The 21110-nt window shown below is 49.6% G+C and carries 18 protein-coding genes; 4 read left to right on the top strand and 14 right to left on the bottom strand.

What is annotated here, in order from left to right; translation table 11 throughout:
* Window positions 1–6 precede the first annotated feature (6 nt).
* The 4 genes from AACT35_RS14675 to petM all read right to left on the bottom strand — a co-directional run bounded on the left by AACT35_RS14675 (window position 7) and on the right by petM (window position 5041).
* Window positions 7–2235, bottom strand: coding sequence for a molybdopterin oxidoreductase family protein (locus AACT35_RS14675; protein WP_099237545.1), 2229 nt, complete (start codon window positions 2233–2235; stop codon window positions 7–9).
* Window positions 2236–2443: 208 nt separating this feature from the next.
* Entirely contained in the window at window positions 2444–4048 is a 1605-nt protein-coding gene (locus tag AACT35_RS14670) for an MFS transporter (protein ID WP_065710572.1), read from the bottom strand.
* A 326-nt stretch (window positions 4049–4374) separates the two neighbouring features.
* The gene (gene psb28 / locus AACT35_RS14665) at window positions 4375–4848 is read right to left on the bottom strand and encodes a photosystem II reaction center protein Psb28 (RefSeq protein ID WP_030006524.1); all 474 of its coding nucleotides are present in this window, start codon (window positions 4846–4848) and stop codon (window positions 4375–4377) included.
* A gap of 73 nt (window positions 4849–4921) precedes the next feature.
* Complete coding sequence (petM, locus tag AACT35_RS14660) at window positions 4922–5041, bottom strand: cytochrome b6-f complex subunit PetM (protein WP_012306931.1); 120 nt, start codon at window positions 5039–5041, stop codon at window positions 4922–4924.
* Between the two features lie 255 nt (window positions 5042–5296).
* On the opposite strand from petM, the gene dcd reads away from it, so the two are divergent.
* From dcd to AACT35_RS14645, 3 genes are all read left to right on the top strand, one after another.
* Complete coding sequence (gene dcd, locus AACT35_RS14655; protein ID WP_030006523.1) at window positions 5297–5893, top strand: dCTP deaminase; 597 nt, start codon at window positions 5297–5299, stop codon at window positions 5891–5893.
* 133 nt (window positions 5894–6026) lie between these two features.
* On the top strand, window positions 6027–6749 hold the full coding sequence (thyX, locus tag AACT35_RS14650) for an FAD-dependent thymidylate synthase (protein ID WP_099237541.1): 723 nt from the start codon (window positions 6027–6029) through the stop codon (window positions 6747–6749).
* Between the two features lie 236 nt (window positions 6750–6985).
* On the top strand, window positions 6986–7735 hold the full coding sequence (locus AACT35_RS14645) for a response regulator transcription factor (RefSeq protein WP_012306928.1): 750 nt from the start codon (window positions 6986–6988) through the stop codon (window positions 7733–7735).
* Between the two features lie 34 nt (window positions 7736–7769).
* Here AACT35_RS14645 and AACT35_RS14640 read toward each other — a convergent pair whose 3' ends face one another.
* The 8 genes from AACT35_RS14640 to AACT35_RS14605 all read right to left on the bottom strand — a co-directional run bounded on the left by AACT35_RS14640 (window position 7770) and on the right by AACT35_RS14605 (window position 17926).
* Entirely contained in the window at window positions 7770–8447 is a 678-nt protein-coding gene (locus tag AACT35_RS14640) for a hypothetical protein (protein WP_099237539.1), read from the bottom strand.
* Window positions 8448–8483: 36 nt separating this feature from the next.
* Window positions 8484–9248 carry a hypothetical protein gene (locus AACT35_RS14635; RefSeq protein WP_099237537.1) on the bottom strand — a complete coding sequence of 255 codons (765 nt, stop codon included), beginning with the start codon at window positions 9246–9248 and terminating at the stop codon, window positions 8484–8486.
* A 53-nt stretch (window positions 9249–9301) separates the two neighbouring features.
* Window positions 9302–12028 (bottom strand): hypothetical protein, encoded by a 2727-nt coding sequence (locus tag AACT35_RS14630; RefSeq protein ID WP_099237535.1) that lies wholly within the window; start codon window positions 12026–12028, stop codon window positions 9302–9304.
* Between the two features lie 178 nt (window positions 12029–12206).
* On the bottom strand, window positions 12207–12791 hold the full coding sequence (locus AACT35_RS14625; protein WP_099237533.1) for a Maf family protein: 585 nt from the start codon (window positions 12789–12791) through the stop codon (window positions 12207–12209).
* A gap of 106 nt (window positions 12792–12897) precedes the next feature.
* Window positions 12898–13449 carry a photosystem II reaction center PsbP gene (gene psbP / locus AACT35_RS14620; protein WP_012306923.1) on the bottom strand — a complete coding sequence of 184 codons (552 nt, stop codon included), beginning with the start codon at window positions 13447–13449 and terminating at the stop codon, window positions 12898–12900.
* 131 nt (window positions 13450–13580) lie between these two features.
* Window positions 13581–14858, bottom strand: coding sequence for a glutamyl-tRNA reductase (locus tag AACT35_RS14615; protein WP_012306922.1), 1278 nt, complete (start codon window positions 14856–14858; stop codon window positions 13581–13583).
* Between the two features lie 258 nt (window positions 14859–15116).
* Complete coding sequence (gene glpX / locus AACT35_RS14610) at window positions 15117–16154, bottom strand: class II fructose-bisphosphatase (RefSeq protein ID WP_012306921.1); 1038 nt, start codon at window positions 16152–16154, stop codon at window positions 15117–15119.
* Window positions 16155–16297: 143 nt separating this feature from the next.
* The gene (locus AACT35_RS14605; RefSeq protein WP_099237531.1) at window positions 16298–17926 is read right to left on the bottom strand and encodes an NB-ARC domain-containing protein; all 1629 of its coding nucleotides are present in this window, start codon (window positions 17924–17926) and stop codon (window positions 16298–16300) included.
* Between the two features lie 445 nt (window positions 17927–18371).
* Between AACT35_RS14605 and AACT35_RS14600 the strand changes: the two genes are divergently transcribed.
* Window positions 18372–19301, top strand: a complete 930-nt coding sequence (locus AACT35_RS14600; protein WP_099237529.1) for an FTR1 family iron permease — start codon at window positions 18372–18374, stop codon at window positions 19299–19301.
* Window positions 19302–19315: 14 nt separating this feature from the next.
* On the opposite strand, the gene AACT35_RS14595 is transcribed toward AACT35_RS14600, so the two are convergent.
* Both AACT35_RS14595 and AACT35_RS14590 read right to left on the bottom strand, forming a co-directional pair.
* Complete coding sequence (locus AACT35_RS14595) at window positions 19316–19909, bottom strand: hypothetical protein (RefSeq protein WP_012306918.1); 594 nt, start codon at window positions 19907–19909, stop codon at window positions 19316–19318.
* A 222-nt stretch (window positions 19910–20131) separates the two neighbouring features.
* The gene (locus AACT35_RS14590) at window positions 20132–20896 is read right to left on the bottom strand and encodes a dienelactone hydrolase family protein (protein WP_065710562.1); all 765 of its coding nucleotides are present in this window, start codon (window positions 20894–20896) and stop codon (window positions 20132–20134) included.
* Window positions 20897–21110: the final 214 nt, after the last annotated feature.

Raw genomic sequence — 21110 nt, 5'->3', positions numbered from 1 at the left:
ATCGTCCTAAAGCTGCTGCAATACAGGCTCGGCTGTCGCTTTTTCCTGGGGAACAGGGCCGGTGATTTTTTGCACATTCACGGCACAGGCTTTTAATTCCGGCTGCAATGAATCGGGACAGGCTTCGGCATGGCTCAGGGCATTAGCTTCGGTATCTTCTCCCCACAAAGCGCCCCAGTGCATCGGCGCAAAAACGGTGCCAGGGGTAATATTTTTCGTGATCAGCGCTGGAAATCGGGCCGTACCGCGCGGCGATCGCACTTCCACCATTTCCCCATCGGTAATGCTGAGACGGTCTGCATCACGGGGGTGAATTTCTAGGAAAGGATTTGGGTGCATTTTTTGGATTTTTTTGATTCGTCCCGTGCGGGTCATCGTGTGCCAATGGCCGTAGAGTCGTCCAATGGTCAGCACAAAAGGATAGTCGGTGTTTGGCGGTTCTGCGAGACCCCGGGAATGGTAAGCCGCAAACCTGGCCCGGCCATCGGGGGTATGGAACCGTCGGTCGGTGTAAAGCCGTTTGCCCTTGAGGGGTTCGTCCTGGTGGAATAATTTTTGCAATAAACCCCGGTTGTCGGCTGTTGTTTCTGGATCGCACTTGGTCTCATTGGCGGGACAGGGCCATTGGATCGGGCCTTCGGTGGCCAAACGTTGGTGACTTAGCCCCGTCATATCACAGGGGCGATCGCCCGTGAGCTGCACGAATTCGGCGTAAACCTCTGCTGAAGATACCGCCCGGAACTGTTGCTGAAATCCGAGGCGGCGTCCTACCTCGGCGAAAATCTCCCAATCAGCCCAGGCTTCACCGGGGCGATCGCGGAACTGGGGACAATAGGTCACAACTCGCTCCGAATTGGTCATTGCGCCTGTTTTCTCGCCCCACTGCAACGCTGGCAAGAGGAGATGGGCGTAGTTAGATGTTTCCGTGGGGTAATAGGCATCCTGGCAAATGGTAAAAGGGGATTTTAACAATGCAGCCTTGGTTCGTTCCAAGTCTGGCATACTCACCGCTGGATTCGTCGCCACCACCCACAACAAACCCACTGTCCCCCTGTCTAGCCCCTCGATCATTGCCCAGGCATCTTTTCCGGGCAGTGGTGAAATAGTTCCTGGGGGTAATTGCCAGGCTTTTTCTAAGGTGGCGCGGTGGTCTGGATTTTTGACGAGGCGATATCCCGGCAGTAAATGGGCCAGTCCCCCCGCTTCTCTGCCCCCCATGGCATTGGGTTGACCCGTGAGGGAAAAAGGCCCGGCCCCCGGCTTGCCAATTTCCCCGGTCATTAGGTGCAAATTAATTAGGGTGCGTACCTTGGCTGTACCCTCGGCGGATTGGTTCATCCCCATCGACCACAGGGATAGAACATTGTCCGCATTGGCCCAATATTTTGCGGCTTGTTCGAGGTGATCAATGCGAATCCCACAGCGTCGGGCCACCGTTTCGGGAGTATAGCTCTGGATGAGCATCGCATATTTAGAAAAGCCCTTGGTACATTCATCGATGAAGAGGGTATCGATTTTGCTCCATTTCAGTAATAGATGCGCAATGCCGTTGAGTAAATCAATATCGGTGCCGGGTTTGATCGCCAGGTGAAGATCGGCCACTTCAGCAGTTTTGGTGCGGCGGGGATCAACGACAATTAACTTTGCCTTAGAGCGTTTGTGGTGTTCGCGTAGGCGGTTAAACACAATCGGGTGACATTCGGCGGTATTGCTGCCGATGATAAAGGCGCAGTCGGTTAATTCTAGGTCTTCGTAGCAAGGAGGCGGCCCATCAGCCCCAAAGCTCTGGATATAGCCCGCCACGGCAGAGGACATACAGAGGCGGGAGTTGGCATCGAAATTGTTGGTGCCGAGGCAGCCCTTGAGGAGTTTTTGGGCGGTGTAATAGTCTTCGGTTTGGAGCTGTCCGGAGCCATACATGGCAATACCTTCAACGCCGAGGGTTGCCTTTACCGTTTTGATCTGCTCCACAATTAGCTCAAAGGCGTCATCCCAACTGATGCGCTGGAATTGATCCTGTAGCGATCGCCGATACATAGGGTAGAGTAAGCGGTCTTGATCGAGGGATTCGGCAATGGTCGCGCCCTTAACACAGACTTTACCGAGGCTGGATGGATGTTGGCGATCGCCCATGACTTTGAGGGTGGGTTGTTCATTTTTGATCACCTCAGAAACTTCGAGGCCACAACCAACACCACAATAGGGACAAAGGGTTTTCGTTTTGCGTTGATCCATTGCTAAACCGCTAACTTTAAGACTTCAATAATAGAGTTAAAAAATGCCAGAAAATTAAATGGCATTCATAAAGGGAAAAATCCCCTGGGGCGATGATCAAGAGAGACTTACCATGGCCCCAAAGCACGTATATAGAAAAAACCTGTAAAACGCCATTACTTGCCATGACTTTTGTTTTACAGGTTGTGCCTAAACTAATCTCAAAAACCTAATAGGTTGCTTCTTCCTCAACGGGAGGAGTCGCTGTCATTTCCGTTTCGCCTTCATGGAACTCAGCAAAGGAACCCTTGGGTTCTTTGAGGAAAAAGGCACAGAGGAAAGCAACAATTAAACCTGTAATCCCCAACACTTGGAAGAAACCGGCATTCACCGCTGCCATCACGGGTTCGCCCCCATTGGCCCCTGCCGAAGCTTCGGTGAGCAACAATAGCACTGTCAAATAGGCCACTGCTCCCACATTGCCGTAGGCGCCAACGTTTCCAGCAATTTGCCCGGTAATGCGTCGTTTGACGAGGGGAACAATCGCAAAGGTTGAACCCTCTGCGGCTTGCACAAAGAAAGAACAGGCCATCGTTAACAAAACGGCGATCGCCAAGGGCCAAGTCCCCGCCACCGAACTCATCAGGAGATAACCAATCCCCATACCCACCGTGAGGACAACCATTGTCCATTTCCGGCTGCCCATCTTATCGGAGATCAAGCCTCCCCCTGGGCGAGACATCAAGTTCATAAACGCATAGCTAGAAGCAATAATCCCCGCCGTTGCCTTGTCCAAACTAAAGGTGCCTTCAAAGAAAGCCGGCAACATGGTCACCACCGCAAGCTCAGAACCAAAATTCACAATATAGGTCAATTCTAAAATGGCCACTTGGCTAAAGTCATAGCGATCTTCCGGGGCATAGCGTTTTTTCCCGGTCATTAAGTCCTTATTCACAGTCCAGCAGTTGTAGGTCTGGAACAGGTAGAGGCCCACTAGCGCCAGGATGGCGATCGCCAAGCCAGTGCCATTTAAAAAATTCACCTTTTGCAAACGCCACGCCAGCACCATCAAAATCAGGGTCAAAGGCAAATTCATGGCCAACAGGAACCAGAAATCCTTCTTGGTGGTGACTTCCATGCCCCGGGCACTCTTCGGGCGGTGGTACGTTTTCCCAGGGGGGGTATCACTCACGCTGAAGTAATACAACATCCCATACAAAGCCGCGATAATCCCTGTACCAGCGATCGCCGCCCGCCAATTCAAAATAGCCGTATTAAATTCCGGGAAAAAGAGAATCTTAAAACTTTCCGGCTGGCCGAAATTAAACGCACCGGGGAGGAAAGCCAAAATGATCCCAAAAATCACCATGGTAAAGGCCGAAAATGCCGAGCCAAAGTTGCCCCAGCCCCCATAAATGCCTTCTGCCGTGCCCACATCTTTGGGGGGAAACCATTCTGCGACCATCCGAATCCCGATCACAAAACCAGCCCCAACAATCCCCATTAAGAGGCGTCCTAATACCAGTTGATTAAAGCTCTGGGCCGTCGCGAAAATCAAACAAGGAACCGCAGCGTAGATCAACAATAATGAGTAGGTTAACCGGGGGCCGTATTTATCTAACAGCATGCCGATAATGATCCGTGCGGGCACCGTCAAAGCAACATTACACAACCCGATTGTGCCTAGTTGAGCGTTGTCTAAGCCAAAGTCCTGGGCGATGGTGGTTGCGAAAGGTGGAAAATTAAACCACACCACGAACGACAGGAAAAAAGCAAACCAGGTCATGTGCAGGATCTTATACCTGCCATTAAATGACCACATTTCTCCAAGCATTGTTTACCATCCTAAAAAGAGTATTCTCAAGCTGCAGGTCAGACTGTCAATTTTCGACCTTATGGGAGTTCGAACTAATCAATTAATTATGAATATCAAGAAAATAAACGAGGGGATTATTCTTTCCCATTGTGAGGAGACCAATATTATTTGATTCCGACAATTGTTTATTTTCCTGCTGATAGTTCGAATGGCCTAAAAATCTCTCGCCACCGCAAGAAGTTGTGATAAAGAATCACATTCTTTCTTCGCTAAATTCGTAACCGCTGATACTCTTTATAGGGATCGATGCGCTTTTGGGATGACAAGGGGCTTAATCCTGCATCCTAAGCTTCTGAATCTGTTTCTGATGTTAATGGGGATGGTTCATTGGAGGTCTCAGCACTTTCACCATAGGCAAAGCCATGTTCATCGGCGTAGCGGTGCATGAAACGCATGAATCTTTCCCAGTGGTCAGCATTGTCAATTTCAAAGCGACAAATGACGCCCCGCAGTTCGTCTCCTTCTTCACCGCCAAAGACGATGCGGCAACTGGAGGGGGTAACGGCGATGTCTCCTTCTTCGTCGATCAGTCGGACAATGCCATTAGAACCAGCGGTAAAGCTCTGGAAACGGTCGAGGGCATTGAGTTGGGCAAAGGTCATGGAGACAGATTTAACGCCCGTTTTAGGGTTGCGCTGCAGGCTAACGTTGCTGAGTTCTTCGCTGATGCCGTTGAAAAATTCGATCCGTGGTGTTGGGTCTTGCGGTGGGGGCGGGGCGGCTGGTTCGGTTTGTTTATTTTTGAAGAAGTTAAACATGATTGTGGAGGGCGATCGCCAGTGAGGGAGGGATATAAGGCTATACCCCTATCCTAACAATCGTGTGCTGAACCTATTCGGCTTTGCCTGCTTTATTTTGGATTTTGAGGATCAAAAATCCCCAAGCTACACCAAAGAGGACTGCGGTGATGGCAATGATAAAGCCGTTGAACATCATGCTTTCTGCGCTCATGGAAATACTCCTTTGTATGGTTATAATGGCTTGATTTTAAAGCGATTTGGCTACAAAGGGTATTTTAAAACAGGGAGTGTTTTTTGGCGGTTGGGGAATTCCGGGGGCGCGGTTGGGATATTTCAGGGGCGATCGCCGCTCTGCAAATTTCTCCAAATTAAAAAAATAAACTCCAAACTCCAAATTTGTGGGGTTTTTGTGGGATTATATAGTTTTTGTTTTTTGCTATGATGAGCGATTTTAGCTACAGGAACTATGCTGAAGAATGACATTTGGATCCTCGAACAAGCCCAACAGGGAATGATTTCCCCCTTTGAAGCCTCACTGATCCGCCAGATCCAACTGTCCCCCCAGCAGACTGTACCCGCTCTCAGCTACGGCCTTTCTAGCTATGGCTACGATATTCGCCTCAGCCCCGAAGAATTTCTTATTTTCCGCCACATCCCTGGCACCGTTGTAAACCCCAAAGCCTTCAGCCCGGAAAACCTTGAACGGGTTGACCTCAAGCGCGATGAATACGGTGACTACTTTATTATTCCGGCTAATTCCTATGGTTTGGGCGTGTCCCTCGAAAAAATTCAGATGCCCCCCAATGTCACCGCGATCTGTCTTGGTAAGTCCACCTATGCCCGTGTCGGTCTGATTGCGAACACAACCCCCCTGGAGGCTTCCTGGTGCGGTGCAATCACCCTTGAATTCAGCAACGCCTCTAGTACCGACTGCCGTATTTATGCCAATGAAGGGGTTGTGCAGCTACTTTTCTTTGAAGGTGATCCTTGCAATACCACCTATTCCGATCGGGGGGGCAAATACCAAAACCAAGCCGGAAAAGTCACCCTACCCAGGGTCTAGATAGATTCTGAATGTGTTTGGCGATCGCCCCAATTTTTATTACAACCCCCATGGACATCGCTTATTTTTGTCTATGGTGAAATCAAATCTTTTCTTTCCCTACATCTCCATTTGCTCCTGAGTTTGAATTGTCATGGATAAATTTCGCGTTGAAGTGCTCCGCTCTACCCCCAACCCCCAGCAAACTATCTGGAGTGCCATGCACCAGGACTACTGCGAGGAATTTGTGTGGGAACAACAGAGTAATTTTCCAGACGAACAAAAAGCAGGGGAGTTAATTGTCAAACATCTTTTGGCGGGTGGTCGCGGTCACTATGGCCCCCTGGAACATCCCCAGATTGTTTTTAATGTGGGCTATTTTCCCCACTCGATGATGCAGCAAATCCGGACTCATCGCGTGGGCGTCTCCTTTGATGTTCAGAGCTTTCGATACACAGGACAGCGGATTATTGACGTAGCAGAAGGCAAGCGGGACGTGGAAGAGGTCTTTTACCTACGGCCTGTGGGTAAGTATGACAATCGTCAAGGTAAAAAATATTTTTACTCAGAAGAGCAGCGTAACGCTGATAAGGAATGGTGTCTGGCTGCCTGCGATCGCTATCGGCAACGGATTGAAGAAGGCTTGGCAGAGGAGCACGCTCGGAGTTTGATTCCTTTTGATGCGCGGCAACACTTTGTTATGAGTTGCAATGTGCGATCGCTGATGCATTTGTTAGATTTGCGTTGGAAAAAAGACGCCCAACTAGAAGCCCAACAACTTTGTGAATTATTATTTGTTCACTTTGAAACTTGGTGTCCAGAAATTGCAGCTTGGTACCATAAGAATCGCGCCCAAAAAGCACGCTTGTCGCCTTAAGATTTTCTTTATATTTTTGAGGCTGAGCGCCAATAAATTTACGCAAAAGTTAACATTGCTTGGTAATCTGTAATGTTCTTTCTAAATAGATCGAGTGGATGAAACCTTTGAAAATCAAAGAATAAGGCCGATTATCCATAAATTTTGATTGTCATGACCGGGGAATTTTGTGAAAATTCCTTAATCCTTTTGAATTTTCCTTTTAAGATAGAAGCAGTTGCTTTAGCTTGGTTGTGATGCCTCGAATTTTAATTATTGATGATGATCCGGCGATCGCCGAATTGGTTGCGATAAACCTTGAAATGGCGGGTTATGACGTCAGTCGTGCCGAAGACGGTATTAAAGGTCAGGCATTGGCGGTGCAGCTACAACCCGATTTGGTCATGCTGGATCTGATGTTGCCGAAAGTGGACGGGTTTACCGTTTGTCAACGGATCCGGCGGGAAGAACGCACAGCAGATATCCCCATTTTGATGTTAACCGCCCTGGGGCAAACCCAAGATAAGGTGGATGGCTTTAACGCCGGGGCCGATGATTACCTCACGAAGCCCTTTGAAGTCGAAGAAATGTTGGTGCGGGTGCGGGCTTTATTGCGACGGAGCGATCGCATTCCCCAGGCCGCCAAACACACAGAAATTTTGAACTACGGCCCTTTAACGTTAATTCCAGAGCGATTCGAGGCGATTTGGTTCGATCAGACCATCAAGTTGACTCACCTTGAATTTGAATTGCTCCACTGTCTCCTTCAACGCCATGGTCAGACCATTTCTCCCAGCGAAATCCTCAAGGAAGTGTGGGGTTATGATCCTTCCGATGATATCGAGACCATCCGGGTGCACGTTCGCCACCTGCGCACGAAGTTAGAGCCGGAGCCCCGTCGTCCCCAGTACATCAAAACGGTTTATGGGGCGGGTTACTGCCTGGAGTTGCCGTCGCGGGTAAACCACGGGGAGACAACTCAGGTTTCGGAGCCAATGAACTCCTAGGCCAAAGTTTGCTTTAACGTTAATTGATCAACGATCAAAGGAAATGGAGCCAGCGGAGTCCCCAGTTTCTAAGGCGATCGCGCTGGGCAAAGCGGCCATAAAGTACCTGGGAGAGCAACCAGCGTTTTAGGGGATATCGCCATTGTCGTAATAAGGTCTGCAATCCCCAGCCGAGCAGGCCCAAGACGATGGGAACGAGGATCCACAGTAAGGGTTGCATCATCAGCGTTGACCAACCCAAGGCCACAGAGATGAATACAAAGGCGATCGCCAAGGGCCAGGCGAGATAACTGAAACCATACTTTCGTTGTCGCCAGGGTAATTGCGTCAATAATTGCCCAATAAACCACCCTTGAATTTCTGCTAACTGTTGATAGAGGGAAGGCGACGGCAGTAGATCCGCTACCACTTGGTGCAACACACCGCCATCAAGTCCAATTTGGGTCTTTAAAACGTTGATCCCTTCGTAACGCAACAGAAAAGAGAGGGACGCCTGGGGCCAATCACCTTTCCGAAAAAGCACATATTTTCGCCAAGCGAGGTTGAACTCATCGGTAAACGTTAGGGTTTGCCCTTGGTTTTTGAGCGCCAGGAGCTGCAAAAGGTCATCGTGATCCAACACAAATAAAACCCCGTGGCAGAGTGTGGACTGCAGTGGCGGCGTTAGCTGTTCTTGATCCAGTTGGATGTAGGGGTGGGCGGAAACAGTCACGGGAGAAAGGGCAAAAAGCGTAAATGACAGAGAAAACTATTGGGGCTTGGCAAGGGACGCTCTGGGGAGACTTGGTCGGGCTTTGGATGTTTGTGAACTCGGTTTGGGTTGTCGTTTGAACGTGCCTTGAATGAGACTGATAAAAAATCTTAAGAGTCCCTGCCAGTGCTGTTCGCTGGTTTGGATATTGTGCTGGTGGGCCTGGAGGATTGTCGTGCAGTGGGGATGGCTCATCAGGGCTTCGGTGTAGGTATTTGTAATGGTGCCATCCAGTTGCAGGATTGTTTTCGCGTAAATAATGCCTTCGGGGAGGGGCTGTTTCGCTTGTTGGTGCTGTCGTTTGCGTTGGTCAAGGGCAATTTTTAGTTCTCCTAGTTTGCGTAGGCAACAGAGAAATTGGCGATCGCCAAGTAGATTTTGAATTTGCCGCTGATCTTGGGCATTGCCCGTGGGATTAGGGAGTGGGGGTAGAGAGTTGGAATTTTCGCCATGATACAAAGGGTGTGTCGGTTCCCTAAGGAGAGCGTGGTATTGTCGCGCCAGTTGCGATCGCAAATTGCCGTAGGCCGCCTGTAAATCAGGAGAATAATGCTGCTGGCTGAGTGTATCCTCCCTGAGATAATACAAATCTTGATAAACCTCCTGGGGAATGAATCGCTGACCATCAATGGCATCGACCACCATCGTACTGACCTCTAAGGTGGTTGCATCCAGAAAAACCTGATTTAGAGCCTGGATAAATGGGTCCATGGCAGCAGGCTGGGACTGAGGGGATTTGGCTTCGGGAGCAGAACGATTCATGGGAGACCAAAAAAGTGGGATGAAACAATTGGGAGCGTCGTTAGCAGTAAAACCTAGGACTCTTCTTCTAGAAAAAGAGGCGTCTCGTCTCCAAAATCAAAATCATCAAAGTCCTTGCTATCAAAGGCACTCAGCTCTTCTAAATCTGCTAGCGCTTCTTCTAAATCTAGATCCCCATCGGGGGCGATCGCCTCATCGCTGGCGGATAGATCAATGGCACTGTCTTGATCCAGATTATCGAGGCTGGTGATATCTATCGCTGAATTTTCGTCATCAAGGGCAAGATCGAAATCAGGATCTAGTTCACCCGACAGATCAAGTTCCTCTAACCAACTATCATCACTGAAATCATTGGTCGGGACGGCCGTTGCGTCATGGTGATGATTGGCCTCGCTAGTGCCGTTGCTTTCATCTCCTAGGGAAGGGAGATCGGCTGTAAGGTCAAGATCATCATCCCAAAGGGCCATGGCCTCCGGTGGCAAAGTTTGGGGGTCAAGATCGAGGTCTAAGTCGTCAAAGTCCAGGGCTGCAGCATCTTGCGGACTAAGATCATCTGGCTGTTGAAAATCTGCCTGAATCACAGTCTCTTTGCTGAACTCACCGGCCTCAAAGTCGTGGGAATTTTCCTGGTGATCAAGGGCTTCGATTTCAAGTTCGGAGAGATGGTCTTGATCGAGATCAAAGTCAAGCAGTGCTGCCTCATCGAGTTCCCCTAGGTTAAAGATATCAGCATCTTCTTCCTCTGGGTCGGCTCCCTCTGACAGCCAAGCGTCGGGATCCGTTGTGGATTCTGGTGGGGCATCAGGGGCGACGTGAATATCCTCGGTGAAGTCTTGTTGTTCTAGATCTAAATCAAAGGATGCATCGAGGGGATCAAGGGCTATTTCCCCAGAGAGATCCATCTGGTCGAGGTCAAACTCAAAATCGTCAAATTGCTCAAAATCTTCTTCAGATAGAGCTTCTGGAGCTTCTAGGGAATCGGTATCTGACCCAGAATCACCACTAATATTGTTGGAATGATCAATGGGTTCGAGATCAAGCTCAAAATCACTGGGCAGATCGAAGTCTTCCTCGGCTAGGGGATCTGCCGTTGCCAAGGGATCAGCCCCAAGCTCAAAATCGGCATCAAAAGCATCGGGATCGAGGTCTAGGTCTCCATCGTCATCTAATTCTAGATCCAGGGCTAAGTCTGAACTGCCAAGGTCTGGGGCATTTAAGGGGCCGAGGGTATTTTCGTCTAAATCTGTGGGGAAGAGGTTGAAATCAAAGGCGTCCAAATCCTCTAGATCCGTGGGCAGGTCTTGGTGATCTGTAATGGTTTCTTCGGGGGCGATCGCCGCATCTGCTTCGGTGGTTTCAATGAGCGTTTCTTCATTACTCCCCAGAAGATCGTCCAAGTCAGCGGCGGCCAAAGTCTCTAAACGTTCTAAGTCAGAGTCCGTAAAGTCTAATTCTTCTTCTTCGCTGAATTCCTCGTTGGGCAAGGCATCATCTGCCGTCAACTCTGATGAGGCTTCCGGGTCATTGTCAAAATCGGCGGTGGTGACATCCGGGAAGGCTTGGCTTAGGCGATCGCCAAGTTCATCTTCCGGGAGTTCGCCGAGGGCCAGATCCTCTATGAAAATATCCTCCCCAAAGTCAGCGATGGTTTCATTGAAGTCCCCTAAGTCTGCTTCACTATCACCATCATTAGCTTCGGACTCTGCCAGATCAGGTAAAGCCTCTGCTTCTGCGGCCAGTTCCTGCTCCAACCAATTTTCCGGAAGAGGAGGTAAAGGCAATCGGTCTGTCTCCGGCCCATCGAGGGACTTGATCTCTGTGACGCCTGGGTGATTGTGCCAATCCTGATTCAAAAATGTAAATAAAGTCTCATCATCGACCGCATCTAGATCCGTGGTTTCTAACGATGTCGCTGTCTCTGCTACGGGAGTTTCGGGGTCTTCAAGTAAATCTTCTAATTCTAAATCGTCTACTGCCTCATCTCCGAAGGGATTGCTGTCTACTTCAAAATCTGCCAAATTGGGAACATAGGCATCGGGGCGATCGCCGTTAGCCCGTTCTGCCGCCGTGGTATCAACGGGGGTTTCCCAATCTTCAATTTCTGGGGCTTCAGGGGTCGTCAGGGTCGCCTCTGGCGTTTCATCCAGGGCAATTTCCGCAAAATTATCTAAAAAGTTGAGAGAATCAGCATCCGCTAGGTCCTTTGCCTCGTTCTTTTCTACGACAAAGCTGGGCTGAGGTTCCGCAGCTGATTCGGTCGGAGCACCTGGGGCTACCGTTGGTAGGGAGTTATGGGGCAGAGGGGGAATTTTGTCACTCTCCGGCGGCGTTTCCGAAAAAGGCTCAACAACCTTAACCGTGGCGGCCATGAGCGTTTGGTTAGGAATTTCAAGAAACTTCAAATCTAGGGGTTCCTCGGCATTCATCAAGCGGTCGTATTGCTGCAGGGTCACGAGCAACTGAAATAGCTGCTGCAAACCCTGGAAATTTTCTTGAATTTTACGGTGACCCAGGGCAACCTGCTGTTGATGAAAATGCTGGAGATTTTGGTACTGAGCGTTATTAAGTACGGCCTCGCCGACATCATTTTCGACGGTGCCATTGATGAGATCGACTTGGGTATGGAGACTCGTATCGGGAGGGTAGGGCCCGCTCTGGTCGGGATGACGGACAATGCGAGTCGTAATATTTAGGGTTGCTGCCTTACTCGCCACCATCGTAAAGGCTTTGGAAAGGTCGCCGCTGCGGAGAGCTTGCTTAAATTCATCGCTTAAGGACATGGTGGAATCTCCTTGGTCACTGGGTTGGCGCAAAAATGGGGGCGCGGTATGGATAAAAGCCTGGGGATGGTGGCTGGGCGGATGTTATTTCTTCTCAGAATATCCCATCCCTAAAATGTCGTTGGTAAAATGCCAGTAAATGTAACATTGCCCTATTTGCTTGACATTGCCGCTGATCCTAGGGCCATAGGTGCTGAACGGTATAGCCGAGGTGGGTCAGCATTTCCCGCAATAGCGGCAGGCTCAAGCCAATAACATTACTATGGCAGCCTTCAATTTTTTCGATAAAAAGCCCCCCTTTTCCTTCAAGGGCAAAACACCCCGCACATTGTAGGGGTTCACCGCTGCGCACATAGGCCGCAATGGTGTCATCGTCAATGGCTGCGAAATAGACTTTTGTAACTCCGTGGCGCACGAGCAGTTGGTTTTGGGTTTGATCCACGAGGGCATGGCCTGTGTAGAGCAAACCGTAATGGCCCCGCATGGTTTGCCACCGGGCGATCGCCTCAGTAGGGGAGGCCGGTTTCCCCAGGATTTCCCCTCGGACATGGAGCACTGAATCGCAGCCGAGGATTAAAGCATCTTGACGATGTTGGGCCACGGTTTTTGCTTTGGCCGCAGCGAGGGCTTCGACCAACTGGGCCGGATCATCATGATGAATTTGAGATTCATCAAAGTTACTTACGTGGACAATGGGGTTGATCCCAATGCCTTGGAGTAAACGACGACGGGCTGGGGAAGCGGACGCAAGGACAAATTCCATGGTGTTTTGAGGTAAGGCGGCGCAAACAAAGGCAATTACAGCATACCCAGGTGGATGCACTGGCGGATCAAGGTGTCAAAAATATTGCTTGAATATGGCTGATCAATTAGACCTTAAAGGAATTGACCATCGCGTTAAAGAGTTTCTCCACTTGGGGCCAACGGCTTTCGCGGGTCGAGAGATTAAAGGTATAGAGTTTGCCTAGCTTGACGGCAACGGTGGCGAGGTCATGGCGCATTTGACCTTCAGGGAGGGTGACGCGATATTCGAGGGTGTAATAGGTTTGGCCCTTGTCGGTGCGGCTTTCGGCCCGGATCAATTCAGGTTGGCGATCGCTATTTTGGCTTGCTTCTTTCATAAACCGATAGCCAACGTCGGTGGGGGTGCCGAGATCGTTTAAGGCTTTATCGGCGGGAACATCACTGATAATGACGCTCAAATTTTCGGAATATTCCACCAAATCCCGAAACACCACATCTACGCCAGTATCGCTCTTGCTGACGTCAACGGGAATCCAACCATTGGGATAGAGAAACTGATAGCCATAGGTGCCATTGCTATAGCCCTGGAGGCTACCAACGCCACCACAAGCAGCCAACGTACAACTAATCACGATCAACAAACTGGCGATCGCCTTTTTCCATCGATTTTGGCGCATTTATTTACCTCAGAAATTTAAAAGAAATTAAAAAATAAACTTACAGAGCCGGAGTCTCCGCGTTCATCATCCTAGCGAAAACACCGGCTCAAACCGAAATTTATTGGGTTGAATAATGCCTTAGGCTCTTGCTAAATCGCCTCTTCCGTTTCGAGGTTAAACAGCATTTGCAGCGATTGTAGACAAACTCGACGGGCTTCGATGTCCTGTTGAGCCCGCAGTTGCACCATCGGATCATGGAGAATTTTATTAACAATCCCCCGGGTCAAGGTTTCGATGACTTCCTGGTGCTTCTCTTCAAATTCTGCGCCGAGGCGAGAGAGGGCTTTTTCCAGCTCCTGCTCCCGAATGCTTTCGACTTTGCTGCGTAGGGAACTAATGGTCGGGACGGTTTCGAGGGACTGCCACCATTGGATATAGTTTTCTACTTCCTCTTCTAAAAGGGCTTCGGCTTCTTCGGCCATTTTGCGGCGGGACGCTTGGTTTTGGGCCACTACTTCCTTGAGGGCGTCCACATTATATAAACGAACGCCGGCGATTTCTTCCACATCGGCAGCAACGTTAAGGGGCACAGAAATATCGATCAAGATTAACGTGTGAAGATCGAGATTTTCCAGTTTCGCTCGGTCGAGAATCGGTTCCGTCGCCCCGGTACTGGTAAAGACAATGTCCGCCTGTTCAACGACATTGAGCATCTCTGGTAACAGTTCTAATTGCAGATCCACATCGGGGAATTTTTTCGCGAGATCCCGCGCCCCCCGTTCGGAACGGTTAACAATGGTGATGTCTTCGGCCCCTTTAGAAACGAGGTGTTGCACCAACAGACGCGACATTTTCCCGGCACCGATAATCGCAATTTTTTGATTGGAAAGATCCTTGACCTTCATCTGGGCTAATTCCACGGCGGCGGAGCTAATGGAAACGGCCCCGGTGCCAATGTTGGTTTCGCTGCGGACGCGTTTCCCGGCGGTGATCGCCCGTTTGAACATCCGATCCAGTAAGCGGCCCAGACCTTTGTGCTGTTGACCGAGTTTGTGGGCGGCTTTGACCTGGGCGAGGATTTGGCCTTCGCCGAGAACGAGGCTTTCTAGGCCCGCAGCGACTCGCAATAAATGACGAATGGCATCTTGGTGCAGCAGGGTGAAGAGGTAACGGCGCAGGCGGTTGAGTTGGAGTTGTCCTGTTTCCGCGAGAAATTGGCAAATTTCCCGCACGCCCTGTTCTGTTTCCTGCACGACGGCATAGATTTCAAGGCGGTTACAGGTACTGATAACGGCGACTTCTTCTACGTGGGGGTAGGATTTGAGGTGGGCGATCGCCTCGTCCATTTTCGCTTCTTGAATACTGAGTTTTTCGCGGATTTCGACGGGGGCTGTTTTATGACTCAGGCCAACAACAACGATATTCATGGGGTTTTCTCTAAAGGTTTGATCTCTCTAGGGCTCCAACATCCAAGGGAAGCGCAGAGTTCTATTAAAGGATTTTTTTAACTTCCTATGCAATGTAGTCTCCGAACATTTAGGGACAAAAGGTTTTGTAAAGAAAATTTATGTAACTTTACGGCATCCCAATCGCTGACAGCGCACGAAAAAAAGGCGACCCCTCGTTGGCGATCGCCCTTTTGTTGCAGACAGATTAAACTCCAATGATCGCTGTCAAGCCCGATCCTAGAGTTGAATATTTTGGGGGTTGTCCCACATGTGAATGGTATCCACGAAGCGAGCCGTCATGGATTGGCTAGAAATAACCAGAGACTGGGTGCGTGCGCCACCATGGAACAGACGAACCCCTTCCATGAGAGTGCCGGGGGTAATCCCACAGGCCGCGAACAGAACCGTTTCACCGGAAGCCAATTCTTCTGCTTCGTAAACCTTGTCCGGATCTTCAACGCCCATGGACTTGAGGCGTTTGATATTTTCTTCGCGATTCCAGTCCGCACTTTCGGGGGTATTCACATCGGCGGGATCGTAAATCAGTTGTCCTTGGAAGTGACCACCCAAACAACGCATCGCGGCGGCACTGATCACCCCTTCCGGAGCGGCCCCGATTCCCATCAGCGCATGGATGTTCGTCCCAGCAAAGGCAGCACAAATTGCCGCAGAAACGTCCCCATCGCTAATCAAACGAACCCGGGCGCCAGTGGCCCGAATTTCTTTGATCAGATCTTTGTGACGGGGGCGATCCATCACGATAATGACTAATTCTTCTGGGCTACGATTTAAGCACTCAGACAAAATTTTAATGTTTTCGGTGGCTGACTTGCGAATGTCAACTTTTCCTTTGGCGGCTGGGGGCGCGGCCAATTTTTTCATGTAGTAGTCGGGGGCATGGAACAGACCGCCTTTTTCGGAAATGGCGAGGACTGCCATGGAACCGGGTTGACCATTGGCGACGAGGTTGGTGCCTTCACAGGGGTCAACGGCGATGTCAATTTCGATCAGTTCATCGGGGTTGCAATAGGCTTTGGCATCTTCACGGGTACAGATACCGACTTCTTCACCGATGTAAAGCATGGGGGCATCATCCCGCTCCCCTTCACCGATAACGATGCGACCGCGCATATGGATTTGGTTCATGCGTTCCCGCATGGCTTCAACGGCCACTTGGTCGGCGGTATCTTTTTCGCCCATCCCCATCCATTTGGCAGAGGCGATCGCCGCTTGTTCGACAACTTCAATAATTTCTAAACCGAGGGTGCTTTCCACGCTTTTTATCCTCCAGACTGCGACTGTTGATCAAAACCACCAGTCATTTAGTTTTTTTGTAAACACCCCAAAGTCTATCAGAGAAGGGCGATCGCCTCAGAAGATTCCCAGAAAAGTTTTTCCTTTAAATATCTCCGGATGGGCTAGAGAAAATAGGTCGTTAAGGTTTCATATAGAAGGGTGAGATTGGTTTGGCGATAGTCGTGCTGGAGGGAATTTGCAGGGGGCGTGTTTTGGGCAAGTCGCCGCAAATTTGCTTGGATTTGTGAAAAATCTCGGTAACGATTTTGCAGTCCCTTCAGGATCGGGCAAATGACGGGGGAAGTCAGGATATTTGGATCGGCTCCCTGGGGCATGAGGGGGAAATGTTTGAGGTGATTAAAGTGGGTTTGGGGTAAGTTGGCGATCGCCTGGATAATTTCTTGGCAACATTCCCGGGTAAATTCCTGGGCGAGGTAACGCTGGATAGACGGTTGCAGACCAAAGTAGGGGCGATGATTTTCTTTTTTCTCCAGGAGGAAACGTCGGTCAAGGGAGCGCACCGCATCCCAAACTTCACTGGCAAAGGGCATTTCTACATGAAAGTTAGCCTGCAGTTGTTCGAGGGTAATGGATTTGCCCCACAACATCAGCCAGTAGAGCACTTCCTGTTCGGAGTTGCTAATGCGGCAGGTGAGATTGTAGAGGATATCCCGTAGGGTATTGCCACCGATAATTGTTTCTTGGTTTTGAAATTGCGCCACAGAACCGCCGTACCATTCTTGAATCCCTGTGGCAATTAACCGGAGCTTGAGGGGGTTGCCGCGATAGGTCTCGACCAAATCAGCCCAAAGCTCTGGGTCTTGGAGGTTATATTCCTGGAGGATTTGCTGGGCGACTAAATTACTGAGGCCTTCGACGGTGATCAATGTGACCCTGGGGTTGTCCATGGCTAAGGCTTCGATGGCGGGGGAATGTTCCCGGGAAATCACGACAACGGTGCCAGCTAGACTCTGGTGGGCGATCGCCTCTAAAAATTCCACATACATTACGTGTTGCGGTTGATAGTTCCCCGACAGACAAGCGGTGGCAAAGAGCAGTTCCCAGTGGTCAAAGACTAAGATCTTCGGCTGCTGTTGCAAATGATCCTGGAGTTGGGCGATCGCCCCGTCAGGGTGTTCCGCCAAGGCCCATTCCTGCTGAATCAAAGCCCAATTGTGATCAAACATGAGGCGATCGCTGAGGTTACACCAGAGCGTGTTTTCCTGGAGTGGTGGGTGGTGCCGGAGCACTTCGCTGACAAGGGTGGTCTTTCCCAGGCCGCCACCCCCTAGCACGAAGATTAATGAAATATCCCTTTGTTGGAGCCGTTGCCCTAGGGTGCGCAGGGTTGACTCTTGGTTATAAAAATGATTCTTGTTTCTCGGAATCCCTTGGTACTGGGGTGGTGTTGGGGCTGGCACTTGGGACTCCGTCGTTGCGGCCATACCGTTGGGCACGATTTTATCGACCGCTGCCTTTTCTTGTTCCGAGAGCTGCTCATATTTAGTGGTCAAAGCCAACTGGAGTGAACGAATCCCCACCCGTTGGTTACAATAACGTCCGAGGCGTTTCCAAAGATCCGGAGCAATAACCCGTTTTACATAGCTGTGGGAATAGCCATCGATCTGAATATCTTTTAATTTGTACCCTTCTAACGCCCGCAATAATAGCTCTTGACGCAGTCCATCCAGGGGGTCCCCGTGTTTGTGACTAAGCCAAATACAAAGCTGAAGAAGCGTAAGGTTGGTCATGTGGCGTTATTCGATGAAATGTTAGGTGACGGCTGCAATGGACAATGCTCTGCCACACACTAAGGCAACTATCTAAGAGTTTATCTGTATTCCTTTCCTTCCTGGTGTCCTTGACCAAAAGTTGTGAATAATATGACTTTGTGAATAAAATGACTTTCTGCAGTTGCCAATAAAGAGCAAAATGTTGCAGAAAATGCATTGTGAGCATTTTTGAGTTGCTTTATTTTTGACCATTCGGTCAAGATAAAAAATGCATTGTCAGAGCCGTTAAGCATTAATCGTGATTGGCCGTCACTTTTATGCAAAATTTGGATGCAAAATATTCATCGTAGCGATGGTGAGAGTAAGGGACTTTTGGCGATCGCCTAGGTCTTAGGGAAAATCCTTTAGGATCAAAAAAGCATTGCGCAAGCGAAAAACGTCACCGAAATTGATGGGATCAGTTATGGAAATTAGTGCAGCATTACCCGCCTTTGTGATTACGTTGCGGGAGGGCTTTGAAGCGGCCCTGGTGGTGGGCATTGTCTTGGCTTGTCTGGCGAAAGCGCAGCAGATGTCCCTGCAAAAGTGGGTCTATGGTGGCATTGGTGCCGGGTTGGGGGCGAGTGTCCTGGTGGGCTGGGGTCTGTGGGGGCTGCTGTTACAGGTGGCGACGGCGGATGGAGCCTATGCACCAGTGTTTAAACAAATCCTCGAAGGAAGTTTTGGGGTTGTGGCGATCGCCATGTTGAGTTGGATGCTCATTTGGATGACCCGCCAGGCCAAATCTTTAAAGTCCGATGTCGAAGGGGCATTGCAAGCGGCACTCCAGGACAGAGAAACGGCGGCCTGGGCTGTGTTTTCCCTGATTTTTATTGCGGTACTCCGGGAGGGATTTGAAACGGTGATTTTTATTGTGGCTCAATTCCAAGGGGGATGGCTGCCGCCGAGTCTTGGGGCGATGGCTGGCTTAACTGCGGCAACGGTGCTGGGGTTTCTCCTCTTTGCCCTGGGGGTACGGCTGAATATCAAGTTATTTTTTCAGGTGATGGGAATCTTTCTGCTGCTGATTATTGCGGGGCTGGTGGTCGGTGTTCTAAAGCACATCGATGCGGCGATCGCCCTTTTTGCCCAGATCCAAACCCAATATCAAGCCCTCTGCATTTCTCCAGCCCCAGCCTGCGTTCTAGGGATTCAGCTTTGGGATTTGTCAGAAACTTTACCCGATAAACAGTTTCCGGGGATTTTGCTGAAATCTTTGTTGGGTTATCGCCAAAAAATTTACCTGGCCCAGGCGATCGCCTATGTGCTCTTTCTCAGTTCCGTGGGCACACTTTATCTTTATAGCCTCGGTTTGTTCCGTAGACCCGATGTCCCCTCAGTGAAACAACCCTAGGGAAATCGTTTTAGCTAATCATCGTAATCATACGAACGCACGCGACCACATTGCCGCAACAAATAGGGAGGCACTGGGTTGCCGCGATAATATTCCTGTCGCCACCGGGCTGGTAAGCAACTAGCATCGATGCCGTAGTCAAACCCGCGCTGATAACGGTAGTTATTGTAATTGTTGTAGTTACGATCGAAAAGAACACCTAGAATAATGTCACGGATCAAACTGTCATTTCCCCTAGGCAGACCGAAGGTTTGAAACAGGCTCCGACGCAGATTTTGGTCGCGTCTTAGAAAGTAAAAAAGCTCGCGGGGAATACGACTGTTGTAATTGCGATCAATGTCATTAAAAATTCTATCCCAGGAAGAAATTTCATCTCGCCAGTCGTATCGACGGTATTGATATCGATAGCGATCATCGTCGTCATCGTCATAATCATCCCAGTCATCATCGTCATCATAATCCCAACGATATCTATAGTATTCGTAGGAATTTTCGGGGGTGTTGTTTCTTCTGGGGTCAGCGGCGGCGGGCAATGTGGGCAGTAGTGACCCCAAAGTCAGGAGGGGAATAAGGCCCAGCAGTACCCATTGACGTGTGAAGGGTTTCATGGTGCTAAATATCCTGCTTAACTCAATCCTTGTGTAAAAGTCCATGACAGGTTAAGCCACGGAAAAGTTTCCCAATGGGCGTGAAATTAATAATGTAAAAATTTGTACTAATTGCTGTTTTACCGTGGCGAAAAACATCAAAAAAGCAAGCCTGGAATGATATTTTTCCAAAACTTGCCGATAATGAACTGTAATTTTTCTGAAATGAAAAATTGATCTGGTTTAAAAAACTGTTTTTAAAAATTCGAGTAGTTCATCCCAGGATTTGAGATCCGCTTGGGGGTCATAATCGCTAGAATCCCACTTGGTAAAAGAGTGCAAGCCACCCCCATAGATTTCCATGTCGTAGGTCACGCCTGCTTCGTTTAAATCTGTGGCGAGGGCGGCCACCTCAGCGATGGGAGAGACTGGATCCGCAGAGCCATGGAGCACTAAAACGGAACCGGTGGTTTCACTGTAATCTTGACCTTCTGGTAGGGCTAAGCCGCCATGGAAGGAAATGAAGCCGTCGAGATCTGCCCCTGACCGGGCCATTTCTAGCACTGCCGAACCGCCAAAGCAGTAGCCCATGATGGCAACTTTTTCTGGGTCAACCCCTTCGAGTTGCTTGGCGACTTCTAAGCCTGCTTGTAATCTTTCGCGCATCAGTTGGCGATCGCCATAGAGTTTGCCACTTTCTGCTTGGGATTCAGCGACATTTTCGGGTCGTACCCCCTGACCATACAGATCAAGGGCAAGTACCGTATAACCTTGGGTCGAGAGCATATTCGCGCGCATTTTCTCGTAGCGATTGAGTCCATCCCAGTCGTGCACGAGTAAAACAATCGGCTGATCATCTCCAAAGCCTTCGTTGCGGGCAACATACCCCTCAAAGGGTTGGTCATCGATGTTATAAACCAAAGGATAGGCAACAACATCCGCCTGGGCCGGCATACTGAAGCCAGCACCCACCATGAGCGTTAGGCCAAACAAGAGTTTTCGTAACATTTTCAAAGGAGTTCCCATCGAGTAAATCAACTAATTAACTCGTATTGTAGTGGTTTCAGACAATCACCCCTTGGCCTGGGGAAAGCGGGCGACAAAACTGAAGCTAAGCAGAAAAAGAGTTAAAAATTTCCTGAAAATCCCAACGTTAGCGATACAAAGGGGAAATTTTCGCGCAAAATAAAATCACTTGACTGCACCAATGGAGAAACTTAAC

This window comes from Synechococcus sp. BDU 130192 (genome assembly GCF_963876085.1).
Classification (GTDB): Bacteria; Cyanobacteriota; Cyanobacteriia; order Cyanobacteriales; family MRBY01; genus MRBY01.
This window is presented reverse-complemented; position numbering and strand designations above follow the sequence as displayed.

Coding starts and splice junctions, on each gene's coding strand:
- thyX (WP_099237541.1), top strand. CDS start 6,027: ATGGATAAATTTCGCGTTGAAGTGCTCCGCTCTACCCCCAACCCCCAG.
- AACT35_RS14615 (WP_012306922.1), bottom strand. CDS start 14,858: ATGAATATCGTTGTTGTTGGCCTGAGTCATAAAACAGCCCCCGTCGAA.
- AACT35_RS14675 (WP_099237545.1), bottom strand. CDS start 2,235: ATGGATCAACGCAAAACGAAAACCCTTTGTCCCTATTGTGGTGTTGGT.
- AACT35_RS14645 (WP_012306928.1), top strand. CDS start 6,986: ATGCCTCGAATTTTAATTATTGATGATGATCCGGCGATCGCCGAATTG.
- AACT35_RS14590 (WP_065710562.1), bottom strand. CDS start 20,896: ATGTTACGAAAACTCTTGTTTGGCCTAACGCTCATGGTGGGTGCTGGC.
- petM (WP_012306931.1), bottom strand. CDS start 5,041: ATGAGCGCAGAAAGCATGATGTTCAACGGCTTTATCATTGCCATCACC.
- AACT35_RS14595 (WP_012306918.1), bottom strand. CDS start 19,909: ATGAAACCCTTCACACGTCAATGGGTACTGCTGGGCCTTATTCCCCTC.
- psb28 (WP_030006524.1), bottom strand. CDS start 4,848: ATGTTTAACTTCTTCAAAAATAAACAAACCGAACCAGCCGCCCCGCCC.
- AACT35_RS14630 (WP_099237535.1), bottom strand. CDS start 12,028: ATGTCCTTAAGCGATGAATTTAAGCAAGCTCTCCGCAGCGGCGACCTT.
- AACT35_RS14670 (WP_065710572.1), bottom strand. CDS start 4,048: ATGCTTGGAGAAATGTGGTCATTTAATGGCAGGTATAAGATCCTGCAC.
- AACT35_RS14635 (WP_099237537.1), bottom strand. CDS start 9,248: ATGAATCGTTCTGCTCCCGAAGCCAAATCCCCTCAGTCCCAGCCTGCT.
- dcd (WP_030006523.1), top strand. CDS start 5,297: ATGCTGAAGAATGACATTTGGATCCTCGAACAAGCCCAACAGGGAATG.
- AACT35_RS14605 (WP_099237531.1), bottom strand. CDS start 17,926: ATGACCAACCTTACGCTTCTTCAGCTTTGTATTTGGCTTAGTCACAAA.
- AACT35_RS14600 (WP_099237529.1), top strand. CDS start 18,372: ATGGAAATTAGTGCAGCATTACCCGCCTTTGTGATTACGTTGCGGGAG.
- psbP (WP_012306923.1), bottom strand. CDS start 13,449: ATGCGCCAAAATCGATGGAAAAAGGCGATCGCCAGTTTGTTGATCGTG.
- AACT35_RS14625 (WP_099237533.1), bottom strand. CDS start 12,791: ATGGAATTTGTCCTTGCGTCCGCTTCCCCAGCCCGTCGTCGTTTACTC.